General features: G+C 56.9%; 11 protein-coding genes. 2 read left to right on the top strand and 9 right to left on the bottom strand.

Annotation, left to right across the window (positions count from 1 at the left end; genetic code table 11):
- The 9 genes from Q7O77_RS09505 to Q7O77_RS09465 form a co-directional block, all read right to left on the bottom strand.
- A partial coding sequence (locus Q7O77_RS09505) for a succinylglutamate desuccinylase/aspartoacylase family protein (RefSeq protein ID WP_304166230.1) occupies window positions 1-232 on the bottom strand: 232 nt, incomplete at its 3' end.
- A gap of 12 nt (window positions 233-244) precedes the next feature.
- Window positions 245-1,585 carry an N-succinylarginine dihydrolase gene (gene astB, locus Q7O77_RS09500; RefSeq protein WP_304166227.1) on the bottom strand — a complete coding sequence of 447 codons (1,341 nt, stop codon included), beginning with the start codon at window positions 1,583-1,585 and terminating at the stop codon, window positions 245-247.
- 74 nt (window positions 1,586-1,659) lie between these two features.
- Window positions 1,660-3,144, bottom strand: a complete 1,485-nt coding sequence (gene astD, locus Q7O77_RS09495; protein WP_304166224.1) for a succinylglutamate-semialdehyde dehydrogenase — start codon at window positions 3,142-3,144, stop codon at window positions 1,660-1,662.
- Window positions 3,144-4,178 carry an arginine N-succinyltransferase gene (gene astA / locus Q7O77_RS09490; RefSeq protein WP_304166233.1) on the bottom strand — a complete coding sequence of 345 codons (1,035 nt, stop codon included), beginning with the start codon at window positions 4,176-4,178 and terminating at the stop codon, window positions 3,144-3,146. Before astA ends, astD begins: the two co-directional genes overlap by 1 nt.
- 38 nt (window positions 4,179-4,216) lie before the next feature.
- On the bottom strand, window positions 4,217-5,431 hold the full coding sequence (locus Q7O77_RS09485; RefSeq protein ID WP_304166221.1) for a bifunctional succinylornithine transaminase/acetylornithine transaminase: 1,215 nt from the start codon (window positions 5,429-5,431) through the stop codon (window positions 4,217-4,219).
- Window positions 5,432-6,172: 741 nt separating this feature from the next.
- Window positions 6,173-6,478, bottom strand: a complete 306-nt coding sequence (locus Q7O77_RS09480; RefSeq protein WP_304166218.1) for a chaperone modulator CbpM — start codon at window positions 6,476-6,478, stop codon at window positions 6,173-6,175.
- Window positions 6,479-6,482: 4 nt separating this feature from the next.
- Entirely contained in the window at window positions 6,483-7,424 is a 942-nt protein-coding gene (gene cbpA / locus Q7O77_RS09475) for a curved DNA-binding protein (RefSeq protein ID WP_304166215.1), read from the bottom strand.
- A 103-nt stretch (window positions 7,425-7,527) separates the two neighbouring features.
- A complete protein-coding gene (cybB, locus tag Q7O77_RS09470) occupies window positions 7,528-8,082 on the bottom strand; it encodes a cytochrome b561 (protein WP_304166212.1) in 555 nt (184 codons plus the stop codon).
- Between the two features lie 258 nt (window positions 8,083-8,340).
- Window positions 8,341-8,826 (bottom strand): DUF2938 domain-containing protein, encoded by a 486-nt coding sequence (locus Q7O77_RS09465; protein WP_304166209.1) that lies wholly within the window; start codon window positions 8,824-8,826, stop codon window positions 8,341-8,343.
- 71 nt (window positions 8,827-8,897) lie between these two features.
- Here Q7O77_RS09465 and Q7O77_RS09460 point away from each other — a divergent pair, with 71 nt between their 5' ends.
- Window positions 8,898-9,299, top strand: coding sequence for a MerR family transcriptional regulator (locus tag Q7O77_RS09460; protein ID WP_304166206.1), 402 nt, complete (start codon window positions 8,898-8,900; stop codon window positions 9,297-9,299).
- A gap of 240 nt (window positions 9,300-9,539) precedes the next feature.
- Window positions 9,540-10,496: a hypothetical protein gene (locus Q7O77_RS09455; protein WP_304166205.1), complete on the top strand. Its 957-nt coding sequence runs from the start codon at window positions 9,540-9,542 to the stop codon at window positions 10,494-10,496.
- Window positions 10,497-10,590 lie beyond the last annotated feature (94 nt).

The following is a 10,590-nucleotide window of genomic DNA, read 5'->3' as shown; positions in this document are numbered from 1 at the left end:
CCAGCGTCAGACGCCCCGCCAGCAGATCGCCCACCAGCGCGTCGAGCAGCTCAATCGGCGCCGTTTCGTTGCCATGCACGCCCGCAGAGAGCGCCACCGCACGGCGATAACCCGCGCGCGGAGTCAGTTCCAGCACGCCTTCGTCCAGCCAGCGCCAGTGCAGTTCGGCGGTCTCGCCTGAGGTTGTCGGCGGTAACTCGCCGCGCAGCGTCAGCGCTAAAAAATCGTTCATACGCAGCGCCCCTTACCGTTGGAATTCATAGACGGCGCCCAGACCGAGGATTGACGTCAACGCGTCCAGCGCCTCACGCCCTTCCCGCAGCAGCTGCGGATCGGCCAGATCGCCCGCGCTCAGCCGATCGCGATAGTAACGGTCGACCCACTGATTCAGCGTGTCAAACAGGGCATCGGTCATCATCACCTGCGGATTAACCGCACGGCGCTCTTCCTCGGTCAGCGCCACGCGCAGGCGCAGACACGCCGGACCGCCGCCGTTACGCATGCTTTCGCGCAGGTCGAACACCTTGATGTCGTCGATGGGGCCGCCGGAGGCCACCATTTCACTCAGATAGCCCCACACGCCGCTGTGGCTGCGCGACTCTTCCGGCACCACAATCGTCATGCGGCCGTTTTCACGGGTCAGGATTTGGCTGTTGAACAGGTAGGTCGCCACCGCGTCTTCCACCGACACCCGGTTTTCGGGCACTTCGATCGACACCAAATCCTGCTCAATACGCGCCATCTTGCGGCGGATATCGTCCAGCGCCTGCGCCTGATGCAGAAACGCTTGCTGATGATGGAACAGCACCTGCTGGTTGCTGACGGCGATCACGTCGTTGTGGAACACGCCTTTGTCGATCACCGCCGGGTTCTGCTGCACGAACGCCGTGTACTGCGGGTCAAGCTGATGCAGACGCGCGACGGCTTCACTGGCCTCGCGGGTCTGACGCGCCGGATAGCGCTGCGGTCCCGGCTCTGTGCCGTAGTGATGCTGCCCATAGACGAACACCTGCACGCCGCGGCGGGCATAGTCGCCGCCCAAGCGGTTGTGGTTAGCCGCGCCTTCGTCGCCCAGCAGCGCCACCTGAGGCAGCGCGTCGTGATGCACGAAGTGCGCATCGTCGCGAAAAATGGCCCGCAGGATGGCGGACGTGGTCGGCGCTTCAATCGCCCGGTGGAATTTGTTGTTCAGGTTAGCGGCGGTGAAATGTACGCGGCCATCCGCGCTGTCCGCTGAGGGCGATACCGTGGCGGCGTTCGCCGTCCACATGGAAGAGGCGGAGCTGAGCGAGGACAGCAGACGCGGCGCCTCGCGCATGGCCTGCGCCAGTACGTTTTCGTCGCTGCCGTTGAAGCCGACGCGGCGCAACGTCGGGATATGCGGCCGTACCTGCGGCGGCAATACCGCCTGCGGATAGCCGAGATCCGACAGCGTTTTCATCTTCAGCAGCCCCTGTTTGGCCGCCAGCTTCGGGTTAGAGAGGCTATTTTGATGCAGAGTCGAGGCCTCGTTGCCGAATGACAGCCCCGCATAGTGGTGCGTCAGCCCCACCAACCCATCGAAATTGATTTCATATCCACGCATGTTGACTCCGGAAAACAGAAAGTGGCGGTGCGGTCCCGCCCCTGCTCATGATGAGCCGGGAGCGGATCGGCCGATTAGGCATCAGACTCATCAAACGAGACGCCCGGCGACAGTGCCGTGGGCAGAGACAGCGTTTCGCTTTCCAGCGAGGCCATCGGCCACGCGCAGTAGTCTGCGGCGTAAAACGCGCTGGCGCGGTGGTTGCCCGATGCGCCGACGCCGCCGAATGGCGCGGCGCTGGAGGCACCGGTCAACGGTTTGTTCCAGTTGACGATGCCCGCTCGCGCTTCCAGCAGCAGACGGTCGAACAACGCGCGGCGCGTCGACACCAGCCCCGTCGCCAGCCCGTAACGCGTGGCATTGGCGATACGCAGAGCCTCATCGAAATCGTCGTAGCGAATGACGCAGACCAGCGGTCCGAACAGCTCTTCATCCGGAATATCGTTAACCTCGGTGATATCCAGAATGCCCGGCGTCAGCAGCGCGTTATCCGTTTCCGGGCGAGTCATCGGCAGCAGCGCGTCGGCGCCCGCGGCCAGCAGGGTCTGTTGGGCCGACATCAGGGCATCTGCCGCCGCGGCGGAAATCACGCCGCCCATAAACGGCTGCGGCTCCGCATCCCAGCGTCCGATGCGCAATGACCGTGCGACGGCAATAAAGCGTTGCAGAAACGCATCGCCTTCGGCTCCGCGTTTGACCAGCAGACGACGCGCACAGGTACAGCGCTGTCCGGCGGAGACAAAAGCGGACTGGATCGCGAGATTCACCGCCGCGTCGCGATCCGCAAAATCTTCGACAATCAGGGCATTGTTGCCGCCCATTTCCAGCGCAATGATTTTCTCTGGCTGACCCGCCAGCTGGCGGTGCAGTAGATAACCGGTGTGAGCGCTGCCCGTGAACAACAGTCCGTCCGTCTGCGGATGACCGGCCAGTGCTTCACCGGTGGCGCGGCCGCCCTGCACCAGATTGAGAACGCCCGCCGGCAGACCGGCTTCGTGCCACAGTTTGACGGTTTCTTCCGCCGTCTGCGGCGTCAGCTCGCTGGGCTTGAACACCACGCAGTTGCCCGCCAGCAGCGCCGGAACGATATGTCCGTTCGGCAAGTGGCCGGGGAAGTTATAAGGGCCAAAAACTGCCAGCACGCCGTGCGGACGATGGCGCAGCGATGCCGCGCCGTCCGCCATCGGGGTGACGCTTTCGCCGGTACGCTGTTCATAGGCCCGCTGCGAGATGGCTACCTTGCCGATCATCGCCTGAACTTCGGTGAGGGTTTCCCAGCGCGGCTTGCTCGTTTCACGGCTGATGACCGCCGCCAGTTCCGGCTTATGCGCTTCCAGCAGCTGAGCAAAGCGCTGCACGATCTCGGTCCGCTGAGCCAGCGTTAGCCGGGCCCAGGCCGGAAAGGCCGCACGTGCCGCAGCGCAGGCATCGTCGACATCCGCCGCGTCGGCGGCAGCCCCTTGCCAGAGCGACTGACCATCGAGCGGATCGGTTTTCTCGAATGACGCGCCGCGCCCTTGACGCCAGGCGCCGTTGATAAACAGTGCAGGATGCGACATCAGTGTTTCTCCTCAACGTTAAGCGGTATGACGCGGGCCAGTTCGCCATTTTTAAGACACAGGGCATCGGCCGTTGCGGCATCCAGTTTCAGCGTGTCCTGAGTCAGGTCGGCCAGAACTCGCATGGCGCGGTAGTGACGATAATTGTCGTTAGCCACCAGACATATCGTCGCATCGCCGTCTACCGCGCGATCGTCGACGACCACAGCCTTCAGCTGGCTGTCTTTCACCGCACGCAACTCGTCGATGTTCGCTTCGAGAGTCGATCCCCCGTCAAAAATGTCGACATAGCCGCGATAGCACAGCCCTTCGGCTTCCAGCAGTCGGCGCGCAGGCGCAGTATGCGGATGCACGCGGCCGATAGCGTCGCGGGCGGCTTTATCCAGAAAGTCCACGTACAGCGGATGTTTCGGCATCAGCTCGGCGATGAACTCTTTTTGACCGATGCCGCTGAGATAGTCGGCCTGAGCAAAATCAATAGAGAAGAAGTGGCTGCCGACCCCTTCCCAGAACGGCGAGCGGCCGTTTTCATCGGAGTAGCCGCGCATTTCGGCGATGACCCGATCGGAGAAATGTTCGCGAAACGCGGCCATAAACAGGAAGCGCATTTTGGACAGCAGCTTACCGTTCTGGCTGTGGCGATAGTCCGGGTCCAAAAACAGCGTACACAGCTCGCTGCAGCCGGTATGGTCGTGGCTCAATGACAACGTCGGCATCGCCTTGTAGACATTCAGCGCTTTGGAAGCATGGACCAGCGTGCCGAGGCGGAAGTTGTACCAAGGCTCCGTCAGCCCGACCGCGACTTCCAGCGCGCTGACGCCCACCACCCGGCCGCAGGAAACGTCTTCCAGAACAAACAGGTATCCCTGCTCGCTTTTAGGCAGCTCGCCCTGCCAGGTTTTCTGCGCCCGCGAAATACGGGCGGATAAAATCTCTTCGTTGTGCGGCAACGTGGTCAGCCCGATACCGGACTTTTGCGCCAGCGCCATCAGGTCCGGCAGGTCGCGGTGCGCGACGGGGCGAATCATCATCATTGTCATATCAACCTCTCGTTCTCTTCCTTGCGCCGAATTCATCCCCGAAAACGTGCGATGGCGCGCTCAAAGCGCTGTAATCCTTCCTCGATATCACGTTCCGGAATGACCAGAGACGGCGCAAAACGCACCACGTCCGGACCGGCGATCAGCGCAATCAGCCCTTCTTCCGCCGCCAGCTGGGTCAGTGCTTTCGCTTTACCCGCGTAATCGGCATTGAGCTGGCATCCCAACAGCAGACCGCGTCCGCGGATGTCCGCGAAGATGCCGTGCTGAGCGTTGATCTGCCGCAGACGTTCAACGAAAAGCGTGTGGCGACGCTGGACGCCTTCCAACACGTCCGGCGTATTGATGGTGCGGAACACGGCGCTGGCCACGGCCGTCGCCAGCGGGTTTCCGCCGTAGGTGGTGCCGTGCGTGCCGACGGACAGCGTGGCGGCCAGCGCATCGGTCGTCAGCATGGCGGCGATCGGGAAACCACCGCCCAGCGCCTTGGCAGTGGTCAGCACGTCCGGCACGACCTCATACTGCATGTAGGCATACAGCGAGCCGGTACGGCCAACGCCCGTCTGCACCTCGTCGAAAATCAGCAGCGCGCCGTGGCGATCGCACAGCTCGCGCAGACCGCGCAGGAACGCCGGGTCAGCAGGAATAATGCCGCCCTCGCCCTGAATCGGCTCGACGATAACGGCGCAGGTCTGCGCATCGATACCCACTTCCGCCGCCGCCAGATCGTTGAACGGCAGATGTTCAATCGCGCCCGGCAACGGTGCAAAATCTTTCGAGTATTTGGGCTGTCCGCCCGCGCTGACAGTAAACAGCGTGCGGCCGTGGAAGGCATTGTTGAAGGCGATGATGCGGTTTTTATCCGGCGCACCTTGGTCGTGCGCATGTTTGCGCGCCAGCTTTAATGCCGCCTCGTTGGCTTCCGCGCCGGAGTTACAAAAGAACACTTTGTCAGCAAACGTCGCGTCGATAAGCTGCCCCGCCAATTGCAGCACCGGCTCATGGGTATAGCCATTACCGATGTGCCATAGCTTGGACGCCTGCTTCGTCAGCGCGTCTACCGCGACCGGGTGACAGTGGCCCAAGGCATTGACGGCAATGCCGCCAGCAAAATCGACATACTCTTTGCCCTGGTTATCCCACAGACGCGAGCCTTCCCCTCGCTCCAGAATGAACTCGGCAGGGGCATACACCGGCACCATACGTTCATTAAAATCCTGACGAGTTATTTTTGCTGAATGTTCCATAGTGGCCTCATCTCGGTCGGCGGCTCGCCGACATTGGCTCTCATCAACCGTTTCGATCTCAAAGAGCGTGAAAGAGAAAATAATGATGAAAGCACGCGCTTTCTCATTACCTGAATTCGGTAGGAAACAAATGAAAAAAATATTATTTTTCAAATAAATGCATGAAGATTAGTTCCGCGGCGCGATGGTTATCGCTTTAAATCAACCGCGGTACAGATATCAATGATAGGAGGTAGAGCAGGCATCGTGCCAGAAATGAATAAATGATGAATAAGTGTATTTTTTTTCCTAAAAACAAGCGATTACAAATGCATAATTATGCACTCATCTTGAATTCAAACCTAAAGTAAAAAAGAATTCTTTGTAAAACTCCCCTTTGGCAGAAATTTTATTCAAAAAAAGGGAAAAGAAATTTTTTTAATTTGACGCCAAATTATCTCGGCCTCTCTGCACTAACAGTGAGCAAAAAAACCGATCGCCCAAGGCGAGGTGCACCATAATAGGTCACTAATTGCACCAATTTGAGGCGCAAAATCCCTATAGTGAGATCGGACTCACCGCCTTTGTGCGATAAAGACAAAAAGAGAGATAGAGATTGAGAGCGAAAGGTCGACCGGCTCTCTCCAGCGTCAGGATGAAAGCGGCAGGAATGGACTGGATGGAAAGAGGGACTACGATGGGGGCAAGTCAGGCATGCGGCCGCGCGTTCTGACACGAGACGCGCAGCCTGAATTACAAGCATTAATGGCTCGGTATGAAGCGCTCCAGCTGTCGCCGCAGCCGCTGATTTTCCTGGTTGAGGCGCTCCATTTTATCCAACAGCGTCAGCGTCATGGCGATGCCCGGCCAGTCAATATCCAGCTCGTAGCGCAAACGTCGCGCTCGCTGTAGCTGGCTCACTGCACAGGCATCAAAGCGCCACTGCAGGTGGGTCTCCTCCTGAGGTGCGATAACCCCCAGCGCAACCACTTCGCTGAGTTCATCTTTGGAGAGCCCGACGATCTGGCACACCTCAATCACGGTAAAGGTGACGTCGATATCATCCATAGCATTACTCCCATACTGTCCGAGGATTAAAGGCCGCCTTCTCAGCCAACGAGGTCCAAATCGCCGCTGTAGATTCATCCGGTTTTGGCGGCATCACAACTTTCAGCACGGCATAAAGGTCGCCCGCGCCTTTTTTGCTGACCAGACCTTTCCCTTTGATACGCAGGCGCTGGCCGGTCTGACTGCCCGCCGGGACGGTCAGGGTAATGCGCCCCGAGAGCGTCGGCATTTCGATGTTGGCGCCCAACGCCGCTTCCCAGGGCGCCAGCGGTACGACAATTTGCAGATTTTGGCCGTCGATATCGAACAGCGGATGCGGCGCCAGCCGAATAATCAGGTAGAGATCGCCGTTCGCCCCGCCGTTAATCCCCGCAACACCCTGATGTTTGAGGCGAATACGCTCACCGTCGCCCACGCCCGCCGGAATTTTCACGTTCAATTTTTTCGTGACTTCATCCACCACACGACCAAACGGGTCGTGAACCGGCAGCTGATAGGAGATGGTGCGGCTTTGCTCTTTCAGCGTTTCTTCCAGGAATAACGGCAGCTCCATTTCGACATCCTGCCCGCGTTGGCCATGAGATGAACGACCGGCTGAACGCGGCTGCGCCTGATGACCGAAAACGGATTCAAAAAAGTCAGAGAAGTCGCCGCTGTTGTGCCATTCCTGGCCGCCTGCACCTGCGGAGCGAGATTGAGAAAAGTGCGAGTCGTTGAAGTGGGGATCGTTACGGTGCAGTCTGATTTGATCGTATTCCGCGCGGCGTTCGCTGTCTTTAAGGACTTCGTAGGCTTCCGCTACGCTCTTGAACTTTTCCGCCGCATCCGGCTCGGTGCTGACGTCGGGATGATACTTCCGCGCCAGTTTCCGGTACGCCGCTTTTATGGCCTTGATATCGGCTGAGGGCTCAACCCCCAGCAAGGCATAATAATCTTTGAATTCCATCCGCCCACATCCTCATTTTGCCATGCATAAATAGAGGATAGTCCTAACGGCGGCTGAATAAACGGTTTTCATTGCGTTTGTTAATCAGCCGCCAGAGAGGCAATTAGGCGGAGGGGCGATCTTTTTTCGAGGGCATCATGCGCAGCATCGTGTTGTCGCGCATGAAGTAGTAGTGGAACAGCGCCGCCGCCGCGTGCAGCCCGATCAGCCAGTAGCCGAGAGGCGCCAGCGTCTCGTGCAGCTGAATCAGCGACACAGCCAGATCCGGGTTAGGCGTAGCGGCGACCGGCATACCAATGCCGAACAGCGCCCAGTCCTGTCCACGCAAATAACGAGAGCTAACGGCCAGCACCGGCAGTGCGACGAACAGCGCGTAAATCAGAATGTGGGTCAGGGTCGCCAGAAAAGTCTGCCACTTCGGAGCGGGCGGAACGATCGGCGGAGAGGCGTATTTGATACGAAAGTAAATGCGCGCCACCATCAGCGCCAGCACGGTGACGCCACAGCTGAAATGCGTCGCCATCACCAGTTGACGCGTCAACGTCCCTCTCGGTGCCAGTCCCCGCAGCTCAACGGTGGCATAGGTAACGATAAGAAGAAGAAAGACGGCCCAGTGCAATGCAATTTGCACATTCGAAAAACGCCCTTGGTTCTGCATGACGACATCCTTTTGACGGTGATTTACCCACACCTTAACCGATGTTTTTCCCAATCGATCGTAAATTTTACATTTATTTTAACTCGTCGAGCGCTTCACGCCAGTCTCCCTGCGGATATGAAAAACCCACGTCCCTGAGAGACTCAGACTTTATGGGCTGACTGGTTAGCAGGCTAGGTCCGGTATGAAGTAGAAAAGGGAGTGAGTGTTGTTCATTGAGGACCACGGAGTCTCTGTTGAATGATTTTGGCGTGTCCCTCAAGATTTAATAACGAGGGCCGCCATATAAAGCCCGACGCCATATGCCAGGTGTGTGAGCACACTTAACAGCCGAGCCTGCCATGGGTGGGGCGTGCGGGACGCCGCTATGCCAAAACCGAGTGCGGGCTGCAACATCATGAACGGTGCAACTAAAGTGAACAGGCCAGTCAGTAGCGCCGTGCTGAAAGAGGGTTCATAGGACCAGATCGGCCCCTTGAGCAAAAGCGGTATAAAGGCAAAAAGAATCCCGGTCAAATAATGAAGTCCCCACCCCGCCAAACGTTCTCTACGCACAGAGGCCGTTGAAACGATCGTGTTATGCCAGAACTTGCCTCTGGGCATCCATAACACCCAGCGTCCCACCAGTGCATAATTTAAAGATGGCACGCCAATGATGTGCTTCTGGAATAGTGACCATAAATCCATGACCAACGTTGCGCCAATACCGGTCATGACGGTTTGAACAGCAATAACTCTATCCATTTCCTGCGTCCTCATTTTTGGGGAGTGTTAAGCTAGTCAAGAGTGTGCAACTTAAAGTCAGGTTTAAGTCAATGAGAGATGAACTGGATATAAGAGAAGTTGCCGATCTTTCCGGCGTTCCACCTTCAACATTGCGGTTTTACGAGAAGAAAGGATTAATCAAACCTATCGGCCGTAACGGCCTGAGAAGGCAGTATCACGATAACGTGCTGAATAAACTACAGTTGATCGCACTAGGACAAGCTGCCGGATTGACCCTGGATGAAATGGCAATCATGCTCAATACGGAAGGTCGAACAGTTATCGATCGTGAGCGCCTATACCATCGCGCCAAGGAAATTGACGCCACTGTTCGCCGGTTGCGGCGGTTAAGTCAGGGGTTAAAGCATGTTGCCCGGTGTACAGAACAGGAGCATACCCACTGTAGTGAGTTCAAAAATGTCGTTGCGAGAGGGCTGCGGCTCATCCGATAGTGTCTTCTCTGGCTTAATCCCGGCTTGCCTGCCATCCTCATGGTGGGCAAGAGTCAGCGTCATTGATGTCCTCGATAAAGCCAACACGGGTAGAAAACCACTGAAAGTGGGACTTTTTCGGTAATCGGCGAGTGGATATGAACCGTTCACCTACCTACCCCGCCTTAATTCTCTTTTCTATCTTGAGAGAAATACACCGAATCTGTCGTAGGTCATGCCTGGCCCTTAGCGGTTAATTTTTTGGTAAAGGCTCATTACATTCTGCCGATTAATTATTCAATTAAAAAAACCGTAGAGGGCATTATGGGTTCAATCACTGGGGTTATAGAGGGCGAGGCAAAAGCATATTTTGCCAACAGCGCATCAACATCAACATCAACATCAACAAGTGTCGCTACTGAAACCATTACCGGAAAAGCGTTACCCGCCAGCGAGGTGGTGATATCCAACGAGGCGAGAGAGCGGCTGGTACAAGCCGTGGCTGAACCCGTCACCTCGGAGCAACAGAATACAAATTACGCGGAATTGTTGGCCAGTAAGTTCTCCAATCAGGGGCCGTCCGTGAACCTCGGATACGAGCTATTCAATGATCCCAATACCAGCTGGGATGCCGGCACCTTCATCCCGATCCTAAAAATGACAGCTGATAATACGCAGTCCGCGATGGATGACTTTGCCAACGCACTGCACGATGTGCTGGCTGATGGTCAGGTAGGACGTAATCAGTACGATAATTCGGACACCTCGGAAGCGATGGCGCTGACCTTAACGCAGGCCAAGCTCCATAAACTCATCGATAAATATGTGTCAGCGGATAACCAGACACAGGCAAACGACATCGTTGATGGGGTGATCAGCGGCAAAGTTGCCGCCCGTGAACAGCAAACGCTGCAAAGTGCTCAGGATATGTTAGATATCGCTACCCGTTACGGGACTGACAAGATACAGGCCGGTGCACGTGACTATCTTGAGCAGGTAAAAAGCGGTACTGCGCGGCCGCAGGTGGAGCTAGCCGGGATGATGGAGGCGATGAAATCCGGCAATGACATGGACTCAGTATTCAGCACATTTGCTGATTTGATTCTTGCGACGCCTAACCCAGGCAACGCTGCGCAAACGTCCATCAATGCAGCTATGAAGCAGTTGGATGTGTACAAACAGCAGTGGCAAGCATTCAGCGAAAAATATGCGTCTTAGATCTTTAGTCTCTCCATCATGTTATCAGCCGCAACGTAACAACCGGGAAACGCCCCGTTCAAAGACGACGTGAACTGAACCATTGATCCAAGCA

It is taken from the genome of Lonsdalea britannica, assembly GCF_946477055.1.
Taxonomy (GTDB): Bacteria; Pseudomonadota; Gammaproteobacteria; order Enterobacterales; family Enterobacteriaceae; genus Lonsdalea; species Lonsdalea britannica_A.
This window is presented reverse-complemented; position numbering and strand designations above follow the sequence as displayed.

Bases quoted from the DNA above. Each gene is read 5' to 3' on its own strand.
- astB (WP_304166227.1), bottom strand. From the start codon at position 1,585: ATGCGTGGATATGAAATCAATTTCGATGGGTTGGTGGGGCTGACGCAC.
- cbpA (WP_304166215.1), bottom strand. From the start codon at position 7,424: ATGGAATTCAAAGATTATTATGCCTTGCTGGGGGTTGAGCCCTCAGCC.
- Q7O77_RS09480 (WP_304166218.1), bottom strand. From the start codon at position 6,478: ATGGATGATATCGACGTCACCTTTACCGTGATTGAGGTGTGCCAGATC.
- Q7O77_RS09465 (WP_304166209.1), bottom strand. From the start codon at position 8,826: ATGGATAGAGTTATTGCTGTTCAAACCGTCATGACCGGTATTGGCGCA.
- astD (WP_304166224.1), bottom strand. From the start codon at position 3,144: ATGTCGCATCCTGCACTGTTTATCAACGGCGCCTGGCGTCAAGGGCGC.
- astA (WP_304166233.1), bottom strand. From the start codon at position 4,178: ATGATGATGATTCGCCCCGTCGCGCACCGCGACCTGCCGGACCTGATG.
- Q7O77_RS09485 (WP_304166221.1), bottom strand. From the start codon at position 5,431: ATGGAACATTCAGCAAAAATAACTCGTCAGGATTTTAATGAACGTATG.
- Q7O77_RS09460 (WP_304166206.1), top strand. From the start codon at position 8,898: ATGAGAGATGAACTGGATATAAGAGAAGTTGCCGATCTTTCCGGCGTT.
- cybB (WP_304166212.1), bottom strand. From the start codon at position 8,082: ATGCAGAACCAAGGGCGTTTTTCGAATGTGCAAATTGCATTGCACTGG.